This is a genomic window from Brevibacillus agri, from assembly GCF_004117055.1.
GTDB lineage: Bacteria > Bacillota > Bacilli > Brevibacillales > Brevibacillaceae > Brevibacillus > Brevibacillus agri.
The window spans coordinates 285,989-304,284 of record NZ_CP026363.1 but is presented as its reverse complement, the minus strand read 5'-3'; the positions used below and the strand labels follow the sequence as shown (position 1 = coordinate 304,284).

Sequence of the window (18,296 nt, the reverse complement as noted above, 5' to 3'; positions counted from 1 at the left end):
AATGCCAAGTTTCTATGTGTGAAAACACAACCTGAGGGGTGAATAAGTTGGCAGGTAAAGTGATTCAAAGTGGCCGACACCGCCAGCGTCGTACGTATTCACGTATTAACGAAGTGCTGGGCCTTCCAAATCTCATCGAGATTCAGCAAAAGTCCTACCAATGGTTCCTTGATGAGGGGCTCCGTGAGATGTTCCAAGACATTTCGCCAATCCAGGACTTCACTGGCAATCTCGTGCTGGAGTTTATCGACTACAGTTTGGGAGAGCCGAAGTACGATGTTGACGAGTCGAAAGAACGTGACGTCACCTATGCGGCGCCTCTGCGTGTGAAGGTACGTTTGTTGAACAAAGAGACGGGAGAAGTGAAGGAACAAGAAGTCTTCATGGGGGATTTCCCGCTCATGACCGAAACGGGAACCTTCATTATTAATGGTGCTGAGCGCGTAATCGTCAGCCAGCTTGTTCGTTCCCCCAGTGTATATTACAACACCAAAGTGGACAAAAACGGCAAGCAGACGTTTACAGCTACGGTAATCCCGAACCGGGGTGCGTGGCTGGAGCTGGAGACCGATGCGAAAGACGTAATTTATGTCCGCATCGACCGTACGCGAAAAATCCCGGTAACGGTTCTTTTGCGTGCACTCGGCTTTGGTTCCGACATTGAGATTCTCAACTTGCTGGGTGAAGATGAGTACATCAAGAACACGCTGGAAAAAGACAACACCGACTCTACGGAAAAAGCGCTCATCGAAATTTACGAGCGTCTGCGTCCGGGCGAGCCGCCAACAGTCGAAAACGCGAAGAGCCTCTTGATCTCTCGCTTCTTCGATCCAAAGCGCTATGACCTGGCATCTGTAGGTCGTTACAAAATGAACAAAAAGCTTCATCTGAAAAACCGTCTGTACAACCAGCGCCTGGCTGAGACATTGGTCGATACCACCACAGGTGAAATTTTCGCCGAAGCGGGTCAAATGATTGACCGTCGTCTACTGGATCGCATCCTGCCAGCGCTTGAAGGCAACGTCGGCTATCTGGACGTTCGCACGCATGGCGGCGTTTTGGAAGAGGATACGATTCGTCTGCAATCCATCAATATTTTCTCTCCGATTGAAGATGGCAAGATCATCAAGGTGATCGGAAACGGGAACGTAGATAAATCTGTCAAGCATATTACGCCGGCGGACATCGTAGCGGCGATCAACTACTTCATGAACCTGCTGCACGGTGTCGGTTCCACGGACGATATTGACCACTTGGGCAACCGTCGTCTGCGTTCCGTGGGTGAGCTTTTGCAAAACCAGTTCCGTATCGGTTTGTCCCGTATGGAGCGCGTGGTGCGCGAGCGCATGTCCATCCAGGATCAGAACCAGATTACGCCGCAGGCTCTGATTAACATCCGTCCAGTGATCGCATCGCTGAAGGAGTTCTTCGGAAGCTCGCAGCTTTCCCAGTTCATGGATCAAACGAACCCGTTGGCCGAACTGACGCACAAACGCCGTCTGTCCGCTCTCGGACCGGGTGGTTTGACGCGTGAGCGCGCAGGCTTCGAAGTGCGCGACGTTCACCACTCTCACTATGGCCGTATGTGTCCAATTGAGACGCCGGAGGGTCCGAATATCGGGTTGATTAACTCGCTGTCGTCCTTTGCGCGCATCAACGACTACGGCTTTATCGAGACACCGCGCCGCAAGGTAGACCCGGAAACAGGCTTTGTTCTGAACGACATCGTTTATCTGACTGCGGATGAAGAAGACGTGTTCAACGTGGCGCAGGCGAACCAGCCTCTCGATGAGGATGGCCGCTTTGTCAACGACATGGTTATCTGCCGTCGTAAAGGCGAGATCCTGAGCGTGCCGCGCGACAAGGTAGACTTCATGGACGTATCGCCGAAGCAGGTTGTATCCGTGGCGACCGCGCTCATTCCGTTCCTGGAGAACGATGACGCGAACCGCGCGCTGATGGGTTCCAACATGCAGCGGCAGGCCGTTCCGCTTTTGATTCCACAAGCGCCGTTCGTCGGTACTGGTATGGAACACAAAGCAGCGCAAGACTCCGGTGTGGCGATCGTCGCGAAGCATCCGGGCCAGGTTGAGCGCGTAACGGCTCGCGAAATCTGGGTTCGCCGCTACAAAGAAATCGACGGCAAGAAAGTAGCCGGAGACATCGACAAATACAAATTGCACAAGTTCATCCGTTCCAACCAAGGTACTTGCATCAACCAGCGCCCGATCGTAAGACGCGGAGACTGGATTGAAAAAGGCGATATCATTGGTGACGGTCCATCCACCGAAAAAGGTGAATTGGCACTGGGACGTAACGTAATCGTCGCGTTTATGACGTGGGAAGGTTACAACTACGAGGATGCGATTCTCCTTAGCGAGAAGCTTGTGAAGGATGACGTTTACACGTCGATCCATATTGAAGAATACGAGTCCGAAGCTCGCGACACCAAACTGGGTCCAGAGGAAATCACCCGCGATATTCCAAACGTCGGGGAAGACGCTCTGAAAAACCTGGATGAGCGCGGTATTATCCGCGTCGGTGCGGAGATCCAGGACGGCGATATCCTCGTTGGTAAAGTAACGCCTAAAGGGGTTACCGAGCTGACTGCGGAAGAACGCCTCCTGCACGCTATCTTCGGGGAAAAAGCTCGTGAAGTTCGCGATACATCCCTGCGCGTGCCGCACGGTGGTTCCGGTATTGTTGTAGACGTAAAAGTATTTACGCGTGAGAACGGCGACGAGCTGCCTCCAGGCGTAAACCAACTGGTACGTGTCTATATCGCCCAAAAACGGAAAATTTCCGTGGGTGACAAAATGGCCGGACGACATGGTAACAAAGGGGTTATCGCGCGGATCATGCCAGAAGAGGATATGCCATTCCTCCCAGACGGCTCTCCGGTTGAAATCGTCCTGAACCCGCTGGGCGTACCTTCGCGTATGAACATCGGTCAGGTATTGGAGACGCACCTGGGTATGGCGGCGAAGCTTCTCGGCATCCACGTGGCGACACCTGTATTCGACGGTGCCCGTCAGGCGGAAGTATTCGAGACGCTGGAAGAGGCTGGCCTCGACCGCGATGGAAAAACCATCTTGTACGATGGACGTACAGGTGAACCGTTCGATCGTCGGGTAACGGTCGGATGCGTATACATGCTGAAACTGGCTCACTTGGTGGATGACAAAATCCACGCTCGTTCTACTGGTCCATACTCTCTCGTTACCCAGCAGCCGTTGGGTGGTAAAGCCCAATTCGGCGGACAGCGTTTCGGGGAGATGGAGGTTTGGGCATTGGAAGCTTACGGTGCAGCCTACACCTTGCAGGAAATTCTCACCGTCAAGTCGGATGACGTCGTGGGCCGCGTGAAGACGTACGAAGCGATTGTCAAAGGTGAAAACGTACCAGAGCCAGGTGTTCCTGAATCGTTCAAGGTTCTTATCAAGGAACTGCAAAGCTTGGGTATGGACGTGAAGATCCTGTCCGGTGACGAGCAGGAGATTGAAATGCGGGAAATGGAAGACGAGGATGAAGGCAACGGTGAAAAACTGAACCTCGTTCTCGAAGGTGGAAGCTTGAACGACGAGTAAGATTCCGGTACAAAGGGAGGTAACGCCCTGTGATAGACGTGAACAACTTCGAATATATGAAGATCGGCTTGGCTTCCCCCGATAAGATCCGTTCGTGGTCTTTCGGGGAAGTGAAAAAGCCAGAGACGATCAACTACCGCACACTGAAACCGGAAAAAGACGGCTTGTTCTGCGAACGCATCTTTGGACCGACCAAAGACTGGGAGTGCCATTGCGGTAAGTACAAGCGTGTACGTTATAAAGGTGTAGTGTGCGACCGTTGCGGCGTGGAAGTGACCCGCGCCAAAGTACGGCGTGAGCGCATGGGGCATATTGAGCTGGCTGCCCCAGTTTCTCACATCTGGTATTTCAAAGGGATTCCAAGTCGCATGGGCTTGGTGCTCGACATGTCCCCGCGTTCCCTGGAAGAAGTTATCTACTTCGCTTCTTATGTAGTAACCGATCCAGGTGACACACCACTCGATAAAAAGCAGTTGCTCTCGGAAAAGGAGTACCGCAACTATCGGGAGAAATACGGCCACTCTTTCCAAGCGATGATGGGGGCGGAGGCGATCAAGCGCCTGCTCGCGGAAATCGATCTGGACAAAGACGTGGAAATGCTGAAGGAAGACCTGAAAACAGCACAAGGCCAACGTCGCAACCGCGCGATCAAGCGCCTGGAAGTGCTGGAGGCATTCCGCAACTCCGGCAACCACCCGGATTGGATGGTTCTGGACGTTTTGCCGGTAATCCCGCCAGAGCTTCGTCCGATGGTTCAGTTGGATGGTGGACGTTTTGCCACTTCCGACCTGAACGATCTGTACCGTCGCGTAATCAACCGGAATAACCGTCTGAAGCGCCTGCTTGAGCTGGGTGCTCCTGACATTATCGTACAAAACGAAAAACGGATGCTGCAGGAAGCGGTAGACGCGCTCATCGACAACGGCCGCCGCGGTCGTCCGGTGACTGGACCAGGTAACCGTCCGCTGAAGTCTCTCAGCCACATGCTGAAAGGGAAACAAGGACGTTTCCGCCAAAACCTGCTCGGTAAGCGTGTTGACTACTCCGGTCGTTCCGTTATCGTTGTAGGTCCTAACCTGAAGATGTACCAGTGCGGTCTGCCAAAAGAAATGGCGCTGGAACTTTTTAAACCGTTCGTGATGAAAGAGCTGGTGTCCAAAGGACTCGCTCACAACATCAAGAGCGCCAAGCGCAAGGTAGAGCGCGTTCAGCCTGAAGTATGGGACGTTCTTGAAGACGTCATTCGCGAGCATCCAGTGCTTCTGAACCGTGCCCCCACCTTGCACCGTCTGGGTATCCAGGCTTTCGAACCGGTACTGGTTGAAGGCCGCGCGATCCGTCTGCATCCGCTCGTTTGTACAGCGTACAACGCGGACTTCGACGGTGACCAGATGGCGGTTCACGTTCCGCTGTCTGCAGAGGCGCAGGCGGAAGCCCGTATTCTCATGCTGGCAGCGCAAAACATCTTGAACCCGAAAGACGGTAAACCAGTAGTAACGCCATCCCAGGACATGGTGCTTGGTTCTTACTACCTGACGCTCGAACGTGAAGGCGACAAAGGCGAGGGTACGATTTATCGCGATCCTCACGATGCGATTGCCGCTTACCAGCAAGGCTTTATCAGCCTGCATACGCGCATCGCTCTGCCAGCGAAGCGCCTGAACAAAACCAGCTTTACCGAGCGCCAGCAGAACGCGCTCATCGTAACAACGGTCGGGAAAGTGATCTTCAACGAAATCTTCCCGCCAGAGCTGCCGTACATCAACGTACCAACCAAAGCGAACCTGCAAAACATGGTTCCTGACGAATACTTTATTTTCGATAAAGGCGTCAACGTTACCGAGTTCATCAAGAACCTGCCTGATCCGGGCGCGGTGAAAAAAGGCTTCTTGGGAACGATCATTTCCGAGTGCTTCCGTCGCTTCGGTACGATGAAAACGTCCATGATCCTCGACAAGATCAAGGAACTGGGCTTCACGTACTCGACAAAAGCCGGTATTACCATCGCGGTAGCGGACATTGCCGTACCAGAGAAGAAGAAAGACATTCTGGAAGAAGCGGATAAAAAGGTTGCAACCGTCATGACGCAGTTCCGTCGCGGTCTGATTACCGAAGACGAGCGTTACGACCGTGTCATCTCGATCTGGTCCAAAGCCAAGGACGAAGTAACCGACGTACTCATGAAGTCCATGGACAAATTCAATGCGATCTTCATGATGGCGAACTCCGGTGCCCGCGGTAACGTGTCCCAGATCACACAGCTCGCTGGTATGCGCGGTCTGATGGCGAACCCGTCCGGCCGAATCATCGAGTTGCCGATCAAATCCAACTTCCGTGAAGGTCTGACCGTATTGGAGTACTTTATCTCCACGCACGGTGCGCGGAAAGGTCTCGCCGATACGGCGCTGCGTACTGCGGACTCGGGTTACTTGACCCGTCGTCTCGTAGACGTTGCTCAAGACGTGATCGTCCGCGAAAAAGATTGCGGTACGGATAAAGGGATCCGTGTTACAGCGATCAAGGATGGCCGGGAAGAAATCGAGAAGCTGTCTGACCGTCTGGTTGGACGTACATGCTTTGAGACATTGCGCCATCCGGAAACAAACGAAGTCATCGTCGGCCGCAACGAGGAAATTACTGAAGAAGTTGCCGAGTATATCGAAAAAGTGGGCATCACAAGTGTCTACATCCGCAACGTACTCGCTTGCCGCACCAGCCATGGTGTCTGCAAACTGTGCTACGGACGCAACCTGGCAACCGGAGCCGAGGTGGAAGTGGGAGAAGCGGTCGGTATTATCGCCGCTCAGTCCATTGGTGAGCCTGGTACCCAGCTGACCATGCGTACCTTCCATACCGGTGGGGTTGCCGGAGACGACATTACCCAAGGTTTGCCGCGTATTCAAGAGCTGTTTGAAGCGCGCAATCCAAAAGGTCAGGCCGTTATTTCCGAAATCGACGGGGAAGTCGTCGACATTCGTGAAGGCAAAGACCGTCGTGAGATCGAAGTTCGCGGCGAAGCGGAAAGCAAAGTGTACGCAGCTCCGTACGGTGCGCGCATCAAGGTATCTGTCGGTACCAAGTTGAGTGCCGGTGACGAGCTCACGGAAGGTTCCGTAGACCCGAAAGAAATGCTCAAAGTTCGCGGCATGCGCGGCGTTTCCAACTACATTTTGCAAGAGGTACAAAAAGTTTACCGCATGCAGGGTGTAGAAATTAACGACAAGCACGTTGAGGTTATGATCCGTCAGATGCTCCGCAAGCTGCGCGTCATCGACAGCGGAGACACAGACCTCCTGCCAGGCTCCTATGTGGAAGTTCCGGAGTTTGAGCAAGCGAACGCAAAAGTTCTCCTCGAAGGCAAAAACCCGGCAGTAGGCCGTCCGGTTCTTTTGGGGATTACAAAAGCATCCCTGGAAACCGACTCCTTCCTGTCGGCAGCTTCGTTCCAGGAGACGACTCGCGTTCTTACCGATGCAGCGATCAAAGGAAAAGTGGATCGCCTGCTCGGCCTGAAAGAAAACGTGATTATCGGGAAACTCGTTCCGGCAGGTACCGGTATGTCCCGTTATCGCAATGTAAAAGTAGCTAGTCAGGTTGATTACGAAGCAGAACAGGAAGCTCTGAAAGCAGAGCAGGAAGCAGTTTCTGTCGAGTAATAACAGGAGTGGCGCCCGTCAAAATTTGGTGGGCGCCTTCCTGAATAAAAATATGAGCTGGGCGTTGACAACAACTGACCCACCTGATATTATATTCAAGTGTGCCTGACATCTGTACTTTGGAGGATATGAGAATCATGTCTTATGAAAAAGTAGAGCGGGCCAAGGAGTTGACGATCGGTATCAAGCAAACGATGAAAGCCGTGGAAAACCTCCAGGTTGAAGCAGTTTACATCGCGGCTGATGCTGACAGACGTTTGACCCAAAAAGTCGAGCTCCTTTGCAAAGAGAAGGGTGTTCCAGTCATTCATGTAGATTCCATGCGCCGGTTAGGCAAAGCGTGCGGAATTGAAGTGGGAGCGGCTACCGCTGCGATTAAGAAAAGTGGTTAACGATGTTTTTGTCTGTTACGCAGTGCGTAAAAGGTGGACAAGAACTTTCTATTTGGCCTAAAAATGACTCACCTGGATCTGTGGTCTTGAAGATTGGGTATTAAGAAGGGAGGTAACATCATGCCTACAATTAACCAATTGGTGCGTAAAGGTCGCGAGGACAAGGTTGTGAAGTCGAAGTCCCCAGCTCTGCAAAAAGGGTACAACAGCTTCAAGAAAAGCCAAACCAACCAAAGCTCTCCTCAAAAACGTGGTGTTTGCACTCGTGTAGGTACCATGACTCCGAAAAAACCGAACTCCGCGTTGCGTAAATACGCTCGTGTGCGTTTGACTAACGGAATCGAGGTAACAGCTTACATCGGTGGTATTGGCCACAACCTGCAAGAGCATAGCGTCGTGCTGGTGCGCGGCGGTCGTGTAAAAGACTTGCCAGGGGTACGCTACCATATCGTTCGTGGTGCACTTGACACTGCAGGCGTTAACAACCGTAAACAAGGTCGTTCCAAATACGGTACAAAACGTCCAAAACCAGGTCAAGCGGCTGCAGCAGCGAAAAAGAAATAAGAAAAACGCCTGTGAAGTGGCGTGAATTTATACCGAAAAGAAGGAGGGAATACGATGCCTCGTAAAGGTCCTGTAACCCGTCGTGACGTGTTGCCTGATCCTATTTACAACAGCAAGCTGGTTACTCGTTTGATTAACCGCCTGATGTTGGATGGCAAACGCGGTGTAGCGCAAAATATTCTCTACAACGCATTCACCATCATTCAGGAGCGCACTGGTCGCAACCCGATGGAAGTGTTTGAAGAAGCACTGAAAAACGTAATGCCTGTACTGGAAGTTAAAGCTCGCCGTGTAGGTGGTGCTAACTACCAAGTACCAATCGAAGTAAAACCGGAGCGCCGTACTACTCTTGGTTTGCGTTGGCTGGTTAACTACTCCCGTAGCCGTGGAGAGAAAACCATGGAACAACGTCTGGCTAACGAGATCATGGACGCAGCTAACAACACCGGTGCAGCAGTTAAAAAGCGTGAAGACACGCACAAGATGGCTGAAGCGAACAAAGCGTTTGCTCACTATCGCTGGTAGGAAATTGAATCGGGTGTCCGTTTTGGATACCCGTTTATTCAAAAACTCGAGTATGGAAGGAGCATACCTGAATGGCTCGCGAGTTCTCTTTGCCGAATACGCGTAATATCGGTATCATGGCTCACATCGATGCTGGTAAGACGACAACGACTGAGCGTATTCTGTTCTACACCGGTCGCGTTCACAAGATTGGTGAGGTGCACGAAGGTGCAGCAACCATGGACTGGATGGAACAAGAGCAAGAGCGCGGTATCACCATCACTTCGGCTGCTACTACCGCTCAATGGAATGGCCATCGTATTAACATCATCGACACGCCAGGCCACGTAGACTTCACTGTAGAAGTTGAGCGCTCCCTGCGCGTTCTTGACGGTGCTGTAACCGTTTTTGACGCAAAAGGTGGCGTTGAGCCGCAAACCGAAACCGTATGGCGCCAAGCTGACCGCTACGGCGTACCGCGTATGTGCTACATCAACAAAATGGATATCTTGGGCGCTAACTTTGATATGTGCTTGGAGCAGATCAAAACTCGTCTGGGTGCAAATCCAGTAGCAGTTCAATATCCAATCGGAGCAGAAGACCAATTCAAAGGTATGGTTGACCTGATCGAAATGAAGGCAATCATCTATACCGATGACCTGGGCAAAACTTCCGATGCTACCGAAATCCCTGCTGAGCTGAAAGACAAGTGCGAAGAGCTGCGTCTGGCACTGGTTGAAGCGGCTGCGGAACAAGACGAAGAGCTGATGATGAAGTACTTGGAAGGCGAAGAGCTGACCAACGACGAAATCCGTGCGGCTCTGCGCAAAGGTACCATTGAGTGCAAACTGACTCCTGTAATGTGCGGATCTTCCTACCGTAACAAAGGTGTTCAGCCTATGCTGGACAACGTTGTTCGTTATCTGCCATCTCCAGTAGACATCCCTGCAATCAAAGGTACTTTGCCTGACACTGAAGATGAAGTTGAACGTCCTGCAGACGACAACGGTCCGTTCTCTGCTCTTGCCTTCAAGATCATGACTGACCCGTACGTAGGCCGTCTGACCTTCTTCCGCGTTTACTCCGGCGTACTGAACTCCGGTTCTTACGTTCTGAACTCCACAAAAGGTAAACGCGAACGTGTAGGTCGTATCCTGCAAATGCACGCAAACCACCGCGAAGAGATCCAAACGGTTTACTCCGGTGACATCGCTGCGGCTGTAGGTTTGAAAGATACGACAACTGGTGATACTCTGTGTGATGAAAAGGCTCCTGTAATCCTCGAGTCTATGGAATTCCCAGAGCCAGTTATCTCTGTTGCGATCGAACCAAAATCCAAAGCAGACCAAGACAAGATGGGTATCGGCCTGTCCAAACTGGCTGAAGAGGATCCAACGTTCAGAACCCGCACAGACGAAGAGACTGGTCAAACAATCATCTCCGGTATGGGTGAGCTTCACCTGGAGATCATCGTTGACCGTCTGAAACGCGAATTTAAAGTCGAGTCGAACGTAGGTGCTCCACAAGTAGCTTACCGTGAAACATTCCGTAAAGCTGCGAAAGTGGAAGGTAAATTCGTTCGTCAGTCCGGTGGTCGTGGTCAATACGGTCACGTTTGGGTGGAGTTCGAACCACTCGAACCAGGACAAGGCTTCCAATTCGAAAACAAAATCGTCGGTGGTGTGGTACCGCGCGAATACATCCCTGCTGTACAAGCGGGTATCGAAGAAGCGATGAAAAATGGTGTTCTCGCCGGCTTCCCGCTGGTTGACATCAAAGCTACGATCGTAGACGGTAGCTACCATGATGTCGACTCCTCCGAGATGGCGTTTAAAGTAGCAGGTTCTCTCGCTCTGAAAGAAGCTGCGAAAAAATGTGGCGCTGTATTGCTCGAGCCAATCATGAAAGTAGAAGTTACAATGCCGGAAGAGTACATGGGCGACGTAATGGGCGACCTGAACTCCCGCCGCGGTCGTATCGAAGGTATGGAAGCTCGTGCGAATGCACAAGTAATCCGTGCGATGGTACCACTGTCCGAGATGTTCGGTTACTCCACAGTTCTTCGTTCCCGTACCCAAGGCCGTGGCGTTTACTCCATGGTGATCGACCACTACGAAGAAGTACCTAAATTCATCGCTGAAGAGATCATTAAGAAATCGAAAGGCGAATAATTTACGGTTCCGCTTTATCTTGAATCAGGAAAGGTTTACAATGTTTAAGGTACAACCCTTGATAGGGTAAACCTTTCTTACCTATAAAACCCTTATCATTTAAGGAGGCTTTAGCTCTCATGGCAAAAGAAAAATTTGAGCGTAATAAACCACACGTTAACATCGGTACCATCGGTCACGTTGACCACGGTAAAACTACCCTGACTGCTGCGATCACTACTGTATTGGCGCAACAAGGTAAAGCAAAAGCTATGGCTTATGACAGCATCGATGCTGCTCCAGAAGAAAAAGAGCGCGGTATCACCATCAACACCGCTCACGTTGAGTACGAAACTGAAAACCGTCACTATGCTCACGTTGACTGCCCTGGTCACGCTGACTACGTGAAAAACATGATTACCGGTGCTGCTCAAATGGACGGCGCTATCCTGGTTGTATCCGCGGCTGACGGCCCAATGCCACAAACTCGCGAACACATCCTGCTGTCCCGCCAAGTAGGCGTACCTTACATCGTAGTATTCATGAACAAATGCGACATGGTAGACGATGAAGAGTTGCTCGAACTGGTTGAAATGGAAATCCGTGACCTGCTCTCCCAATACGAGTTCCCAGGCGACGATATCCCAGTAATCAAAGGTTCCGCTAAAGAAGCTCTCGACAACCCAACTGGCGAATGGGCTCAAAAAGTTGTTGAACTGATGGACGCTGTTGACAACTACATCCCAACTCCTGAGCGCGCAACTGACAAGCCTTTCCTGATGCCAGTTGAGGACGTGTTCACAATCACTGGTCGTGGTACAGTTGCTACTGGCCGTGTAGAACGCGGTATCGTTAAAGTTGGTGACCAAGTAGAAATCGTTGGTCTGGCTGAAGAAACTCGCTCCACAACTGTAACTGGTGTTGAGATGTTCCGCAAATTGCTGGATCAAGCTCAAGCTGGTGACAACATCGGTGCCCTGCTGCGCGGTGTTGAGCGTAAAGACATCGAGCGTGGACAATGCTTGGCGAAACCAGGTTCCGTTAAGCCTTACACCAAGTTCAAAGCAGAAGTTTACGTTCTGTCCAAAGAAGAGGGCGGACGTCACACTCCTTTCTTTGCTAACTACCGTCCACAATTCTACTTCCGTACAACTGACGTAACAGGTATCATCCAACTGCCAGAAGGCGTTGAAATGATTATGCCTGGCGACAACACTGAGTTCACCGTTGAACTGATCGCTCCAGTAGCGATGGAACAAGGTACTCGCTTCGCGATCCGCGAAGGTGGCCGTACAGTAGGCGCTGGCGTTGTAGCTTCTATCGACGCGTAAGATTTACTGATACGTACAAAAACCCGACAGCATTTGTTGTCGGGTTTTTCTTTTTGTATGACAGGGTCTCATCAATTTTCTGCATCGTTCCCATCAAAATGATTCAATAAGCCGGCGACTGGCCGTGTGCTACAATACGATCAGTGGATGGGGGATAGAGAAATGCAAAACAAGGAGAAGTTGTTGTTTTTCATGCTGATCGGCGTTGTCACGCTTTGGGGCTTGAACGTGGTAATGGTGAAATACCTCGCCACGTTTCCGCCGCTCTACGTTGCTGCGATTCGGATGACGGTAGCGGGAGTATGCCTGGCACCTATTATTTATAAATACAAAACGAATCTGCGTTTGAAAAAAGGCGACTGGCTGCTGATCGCGGGTGTGGGAGCCAGCTCGATTGCGCTGCACCAGATCACTCTGGCGGCAGGCGTCCAGACGACAACGGCAGGCAACGCTTCGCTGATTTTGGGGTTGAATCCTTTGGCGACAGCTTTGCTGGCGATGATCTTTCTCGGCGAAGCCATGTCGTGGCAAAAAGGGCTCGGTATTGGCGTAGGCTTTGCGGGAGTGCTGATTGTGGTCATTTCCCAGCACGGAGGTTTTCATATGAACGGCTGGGGCGACGCCATCATGTTTTTCTCCATGCTCATGTATGTAACAGGAGGCTTGCTGATCCGCAAGCTGGTTGTCCGCGGAGTGCCTGTGCTGCTGATTACGGCCTTGTCGCAAATGTTCGGGATCGTCTTTTTGTGGGCGGCAGCGCTCGTGCAACAGCCGGCATCGTACTATTTTTCCCTGGAGGTATCGCCGTTCCAGTGGCTGGTGATCTTCGTCTCAGGCGCACTTTCCACCGCGCTCGGCTCGGTCGGCTGGAACTACGGCATCCGCCAACTGGGAGCCAGCCGAACAGCCGTATTTTTGAACGGAATGCCAATGGCCAGCCTGCTGTTCGCCGCACTGTTTCTCGGAGAGCAACTGAAGCTCGTGCACGTGCTCGCGCTGTTTATGATTGTAGGTGGGGTGTACCTCGGTTCGCGCAATTTGGTTAAGCCGACCCCGGTTCCATCCAAAGCAGCTCCCGAACTAACGACAAAAGCGTAGGATATCCCTACGCTTTTTCTTCTTGGTCCCACTTGTTCACCATATGATAAGCAGTCAAACGCAGCCGCTCAAAAATTTGTTCCCGAAGCTCGCCTTCCAGCCCGGTTTTGTCCATGGCGGTTTTCATACAAGCCAGCCAGGCTTCCGCTTGGACAGGGCCGATCGGAAAGCGCATGTGGCGTGCGCGCAGCATCGGATGCCCGTGGCGCTCTGTATAGAGAGCCGGGCCGCCGAGAAACTGTGTGAGAAACTGATATTGGCGTTCTTTTACTTCCGTGAAGTCTTCAGGGAAAAGGGGAGCAAGATCAGGGTGCCGGGCAACCAGATCGTAAAAGGCATCAACAAGACGAGCCAACGTATCGGCCCCGCCAATCATTTCATACGGAGTGCGAATGGATTCAGACATACAGACAGCCTCCTTTGCTTAGACAGCTCATTCCTTAGTATAACGTCTTCTTTCTATTATAGATAGGACGGGAGGAAGTTGGCAGGTAATCCCGCTTGCCTTTCTGCCGGGAAATCAGTAATATGGACGAGGTGAGTCTTTCAGTAGGCTCGCGTGTACAAAAAATGTGCGGGAGACCAAGAAATCACTTGCGTTGCCCAGATATTTTTAGTACAATATTGAATGTTGGTCATGGACTTGCGATGATGTGGGAGGTTGCTGACACACCCGGCCCCTTTGCCATGACCGGGGTGCAGGATATTTCCACGGAGAAATGTCTGTTTAATAAATGGGCGAAAAAGGAGGGACTAAAATGGCAAAGCAAAAGATTCGTATTCGTTTGAAGGCGTATGATCACAAAATCCTCGATCAATCCGCAGAGAAAATCGTGGACACAGCGAAGCGTTCCGGAGCAAACGTATCCGGCCCAATCCCGCTTCCGACCGAGAAAGCAGTTTATACGATCCTGCGTGCGGTGCACAAGTACAAAGATTCTCGCGAGCAATTCGAGATGCGTACTCACAAACGTTTGATCGACATCTTGAACCCTACACCACAAACAGTAGATGCTTTGATGCGTCTGGATCTGCCATCCGGTGTAGACATCGAGATCAAACTGTAAGGTCCCAAAAAGCGATACACGCGCAGACGTTGTCTTGATAAGCGTGTTATACCAAGCAACAAACCCTTAAAATGGCACCCCTGCGCATCGGTGGGGACTTGATACAACATAAAAACGTTTTTTTACTGAAATAAGCACAGGAGGTGGCACAAATGACCAAAGGAATCTTAGGGAAAAAACTTGGCATGACTCAAGTTTTTGGTCCAAACGGAACAGCGATCGCTGTAACGGTTATCGAAGCAGGTTCTAACGTGGTTCTTCAAAAGAAAGATGTGGAGAACGATGGCTACGAAGCGATTCAAATCGGCTTCGAAGACAAAAAAGAACAGCGCGCTAACAAGCCGGAAAAAGGACATGCAGCAAAAGCTAACACTGCTCCTAAGCGCTTCGTTCGCGAAATTCGCGGAGTTAACCTCGCTGATTACGAGGTTGGTCAAGAGTTGAAAGTAGACATTTTTGCCGAGGGAGACATCGTTGACGTGTCTGGCGTAACCAAGGGTAAAGGTTTCCAAGGTGCGATCAAACGTCACAACCAATCCCGCGGTCCTATGGCTCACGGTTCGCGCTACCATCGCGGTCCTGGTTCCATGGGTGCTGTCGCTCCAAACCGCGTTTTCAAAGGTCAAACCCTGCCAGGACAAATGGGTGGCGACAAGGTAACCATACAAAATCTGGAAGTAATTAAAGTAGATGCTGCTCGCAACCTGATTCTCGTAAAAGGCTCCGTGCCTGGTCCGAAAAACAGTTGTGTACTGGTATCGACGGCAGTCAAGAAACACTAAGGAAAGGAGGAACTGACATGCCGAAAGTAGCTCTTTATAACCAAACTGGTTCTCAAGTTGGCGAAATCGAATTGGCAGATAGCGTATTCGGGATTGAGCCTAACAACGCTGTTCTGTACGATGCGATCGTGATGCAACAAGCATCCCAACGTCAAGGAACACACGATGTAAAGAACCGTTCTGAAGTACGTGGCGGTGGCCGCAAGCCATGGCGCCAAAAAGGTACAGGTCGCGCACGCCAAGGTTCCATTCGCTCTCCGCAATGGAAAGGTGGCGGTGTTGTATTCGGTCCAACTCCGCGCAAATACGGTTACAAACTGAACCGTAAAGTTCGCCGTCTGGCTCTGAAATCCGCACTGTCCGCGAAAGTACAAAACAACGAACTCCTGGTTCTGGATGCATTGAACTTCGCAGCTCCTAAAACCAAGCAAATGACCGCTGTTTTGAACAACCTGAAAGTAGATCGCAAAGTTCTGATCGTAACTTCCGAGTTCGATCAAAACGTAGCTCTCTCTTCCCGTAACATCCCAGGTGCTAAATTTGTAGATGCTGCAGGCATTAACGTTCTGGATCTGGTAGCGCATGACAAAGTAATCGTGACGAAAGACGCGGTTGCGAAAGTAGAGGAGGTGCTCGCATAATGAAGAGCCTTCATGACGTCCTTAAGCGCCCTGTCATTACCGAGCGCACCACTGATATGATGGCTGAGAAGAAGTACGTTTTCGAAGTACCTCTCAAAGCCAACAAAACCGAAATCAAGCAAGCTGTTGAAAAAGTGTTCGGCGTGAAAGTAGAAGCAGTTAACACTATCCGTGTCCCTGCTAAACCAAAACGCTACGGAAAATACTCCGGTTACACATCCGAGTGGAAGAAAGCAATCGTGAAGCTGACTGATGACAGCAAAGAACTGGCCTTCTACGAGGGAGTATAACCTCGACGACTACCGAAAAGGAGGGTATTAACATGGGTATCAAAAAGTTTAAACCGACTTCTCCTGGTCGTCGCCAAATGACGGTTTCTACTTTCGAGGAGATCACTACGTCGACTCCCGAAAAATCCTTGCTGGCGCCTCTTAGCAAAAAAGCTGGTCGCAACAACCAAGGTAGAATTACCGTACGTCATCAAGGTGGCGGTCATAAACGTAAATACCGTATTATCGACTTCAAGCGTAACAAAGACGGCATCGTAGGTCGCGTAGCTACTATCGAATACGATCCAAACCGTTCCGCTAACATCGCACTTATCAACTACGTTGATGGTGAAAAACGTTACATCCTCGCTCCTCACAACCTGAAAGTTGGAGACGAGATCATTTCCGGAGCAGATGCCGACATCAAAATCGGTAACGCGCTGCCGCTGGAAAAAATCCCGGTAGGTACTACCATCCACAACATCGAGCTGAAACCAGGCAAAGGTGGCCAACTGGTTCGCGCTGCTGGTGCTTCCGCTCAACTGTTGGGTCGTGATGGTGAGTTCGTAATCGTTCGCCTGTCTTCCGGTGAGACTCGCCGCATCCACAACGTATGCCGCGCTACTATCGGTCAAGTAGGTAACCTCGATCACGAACTGCTGAACATCGGTAAAGCAGGACGTTCCCGCTGGTTGGGTATTCGTCCAACTGTTCGCGGTAGCGTAATGAACCCGAACGATCACCCACACGGTGGTGGTGAAGGTCGCGCTCCAATCGGTCGTAAAGCACCTGTTACTCCTTGGGGTAAACCAACCCTGGGTCTCAAGACTCGCAAGAAGAAGAACAAGTCCGACCAATACATCATCCGCCGCCGCAAGAAGTAAGGTAGGCTGATACAATAACCGAACGCCTTTGGCGAAGGGAGGTTCACTAATGGGACGTAGCTTAAAAAAGGGTCCTTTCGTGGATGACCACTTGATGAAAAAAGTTGACGAGCAAAATGAAAAGAACGAGAAACGCGTGATCAAAACCTGGTCTCGTCGTTCCACCATCTTCCCTGAGTTCGTAGGACACACGTTTGCTGTATACGATGGTCGCAAACATGTTCCAGTATACGTATCGGAAGACATGGTTGGTCACAAATTGGGTGAGTTCGCACCAACTCGTACCTTCAAGGGTCACGTCGACAACGACAAGAAATCCAAGAAGCGCTAATTTTCTCTTGACAGAGAGGAGGTACAAAGATGGAAGCAAGAGCAGTTGCTCGCAATATTCGCATTGCGTCTCGTAAAGTCCGCCTGGTGGTTGACTTGATTAGAGGCAAGCAAGTAGGTGAAGCGTTGGCGATCTTGAAACACACGCCAAAAGCAGCTTCTCCAGTTGTTGAAAAGCTCCTGAAGTCGGCTATTGCAAACGCTGAGCACAACTACGAAATGGATCCAAACAGCCTGGTAGTTAGCAAAATCTTCGTGGACCAAGGTCCTACGTTGAAGCGTTTCCGTCCGCGCGCTATGGGTCGCGCAAGCCGCATCCATAAACGCACTAGCCACATCACAGTGGTACTAAACGAGAAATAAGGAGGGATTACGTGTGGGTCAAAAGGTAAGCCCGGTAGGTCTTCGGATCGGTGTCATTCGTGACTGGGAGTCCAAATGGTACGCTGACAAGGACTTCGCAACTCTGTTGCACGAAGACTTGAAAATCCGCAAGTTTGTAAAAGGGCGTCTGAAAGATGCTGCTGTATCCACTATCGAAATCGAACGCGCAGCTAATCGCGTGAACGTAACGATTCACACCGCTAAGCCTGGTATGGTAATTGGTAAAGGTGGGGCAGAGGTAGAAATTCTGCGCAAATCCTTGACTGATTTGACTGGCAAACGCGTTCATATCAATATCAACGAAGTAAAACGTCCGGATCTGGATGCTACTCTGGTAGCTGAAAACATCGCTCGTCAATTGGAAAACCGCATTTCTTTCCGTCGTGCGCAAAAGCAATCGATCACTCGTACGCTGCGTGCAGGTGCTAAAGGTATCAAAACCTTGGTAAGCGGTCGTCTTGGCGGCGCGGACATCGCACGTTCTGAAGGTTACAGCGAAGGTACTGTTCCGCTTCACACTCTGCGTGCCGACATCGACTACGGTACTGCTGAAGCTCATACCACATATGGTCGCATCGGTGTAAAAGTGTGGATCTACCGTGGAGAAGTCCTTCCAGCGAGAAAGAACGTCGCTACTGAGGAAGGAGGCAAGTAATC

The 18,296-nt window shown here is 51.0% G+C and carries 17 protein-coding genes; 16 read left to right on the top strand and 1 reads right to left on the bottom strand.

Going from position 1 to position 18,296, the window contains the following annotated elements:
* Positions 1-47: 47 nt before the first annotated feature.
* The 8 genes from rpoB to BA6348_RS01545 all read left to right on the top strand — a co-directional run bounded on the left by rpoB (position 48) and on the right by BA6348_RS01545 (position 13,282).
* Entirely contained in the window at positions 48-3,587 is a 3,540-nt protein-coding gene (rpoB, locus tag BA6348_RS01580) for a DNA-directed RNA polymerase subunit beta (protein WP_007787066.1), read from the top strand.
* A 29-nt stretch (positions 3,588-3,616) separates the two neighbouring features.
* Positions 3,617-7,243, top strand: coding sequence for a DNA-directed RNA polymerase subunit beta' (gene rpoC, locus BA6348_RS01575; protein ID WP_122952704.1), 3,627 nt, complete (start codon positions 3,617-3,619; stop codon positions 7,241-7,243).
* 137 nt (positions 7,244-7,380) lie between these two features.
* Entirely contained in the window at positions 7,381-7,635 is a 255-nt protein-coding gene (locus BA6348_RS01570; protein ID WP_005828874.1) for a 50S ribosomal protein L7ae-like protein, read from the top strand.
* Positions 7,636-7,755: 120 nt separating this feature from the next.
* On the top strand, positions 7,756-8,199 hold the full coding sequence (gene rpsL / locus BA6348_RS01565; protein WP_005828873.1) for a 30S ribosomal protein S12: 444 nt from the start codon (positions 7,756-7,758) through the stop codon (positions 8,197-8,199).
* A gap of 54 nt (positions 8,200-8,253) precedes the next feature.
* Positions 8,254-8,724, top strand: coding sequence for a 30S ribosomal protein S7 (gene rpsG / locus BA6348_RS01560; protein ID WP_005828872.1), 471 nt, complete (start codon positions 8,254-8,256; stop codon positions 8,722-8,724).
* 71 nt (positions 8,725-8,795) lie between these two features.
* Positions 8,796-10,874 (top strand): elongation factor G, encoded by a 2,079-nt coding sequence (gene fusA, locus BA6348_RS01555; protein WP_005828865.1) that lies wholly within the window; start codon positions 8,796-8,798, stop codon positions 10,872-10,874.
* 119 nt (positions 10,875-10,993) lie between these two features.
* Positions 10,994-12,184, top strand: coding sequence for an elongation factor Tu (tuf, locus tag BA6348_RS01550; RefSeq protein WP_005828864.1), 1,191 nt, complete (start codon positions 10,994-10,996; stop codon positions 12,182-12,184).
* 162 nt (positions 12,185-12,346) lie between these two features.
* Positions 12,347-13,282, top strand: coding sequence for a DMT family transporter (locus tag BA6348_RS01545; protein WP_005828862.1), 936 nt, complete (start codon positions 12,347-12,349; stop codon positions 13,280-13,282).
* A 7-nt stretch (positions 13,283-13,289) separates the two neighbouring features.
* On the opposite strand, the gene BA6348_RS01540 is transcribed toward BA6348_RS01545, so the two are convergent.
* A complete protein-coding gene (locus BA6348_RS01540; protein WP_005828860.1) occupies positions 13,290-13,688 on the bottom strand; it encodes a globin domain-containing protein in 399 nt (132 codons plus the stop codon).
* 352 nt (positions 13,689-14,040) lie between these two features.
* Between BA6348_RS01540 and rpsJ the strand changes: the two genes are divergently transcribed.
* The 8 genes from rpsJ (at position 14,041) to rpsC (ending at position 18,294) form a co-directional block, all read left to right on the top strand.
* Positions 14,041-14,349, top strand: coding sequence for a 30S ribosomal protein S10 (gene rpsJ, locus BA6348_RS01530; RefSeq protein WP_005828858.1), 309 nt, complete (start codon positions 14,041-14,043; stop codon positions 14,347-14,349).
* Positions 14,350-14,501: 152 nt separating this feature from the next.
* A complete protein-coding gene (gene rplC, locus BA6348_RS01525; RefSeq protein ID WP_007787072.1) occupies positions 14,502-15,131 on the top strand; it encodes a 50S ribosomal protein L3 in 630 nt (209 codons plus the stop codon).
* 17 nt (positions 15,132-15,148) lie between these two features.
* Entirely contained in the window at positions 15,149-15,772 is a 624-nt protein-coding gene (gene rplD, locus BA6348_RS01520) for a 50S ribosomal protein L4 (protein WP_122952703.1), read from the top strand.
* A complete protein-coding gene (gene rplW / locus BA6348_RS01515; protein WP_005828849.1) occupies positions 15,772-16,062 on the top strand; it encodes a 50S ribosomal protein L23 in 291 nt (96 codons plus the stop codon). The genes rplD and rplW overlap by 1 nt, the downstream gene beginning before the upstream one ends.
* A 32-nt stretch (positions 16,063-16,094) precedes the next feature.
* The gene (gene rplB, locus BA6348_RS01510) at positions 16,095-16,925 is read left to right on the top strand and encodes a 50S ribosomal protein L2 (protein ID WP_005828847.1); all 831 of its coding nucleotides are present in this window, start codon (positions 16,095-16,097) and stop codon (positions 16,923-16,925) included.
* Positions 16,926-16,974: 49 nt separating this feature from the next.
* Entirely contained in the window at positions 16,975-17,256 is a 282-nt protein-coding gene (gene rpsS, locus BA6348_RS01505) for a 30S ribosomal protein S19 (protein WP_005828846.1), read from the top strand.
* Positions 17,257-17,285: 29 nt separating this feature from the next.
* Positions 17,286-17,618 (top strand): 50S ribosomal protein L22, encoded by a 333-nt coding sequence (gene rplV, locus BA6348_RS01500; protein WP_005828844.1) that lies wholly within the window; start codon positions 17,286-17,288, stop codon positions 17,616-17,618.
* A gap of 13 nt (positions 17,619-17,631) precedes the next feature.
* Positions 17,632-18,294 carry a 30S ribosomal protein S3 gene (gene rpsC / locus BA6348_RS01495; protein ID WP_005828842.1) on the top strand — a complete coding sequence of 221 codons (663 nt, stop codon included), beginning with the start codon at positions 17,632-17,634 and terminating at the stop codon, positions 18,292-18,294.
* The last annotated feature ends 2 nt before the right edge of the window (positions 18,295-18,296 follow it).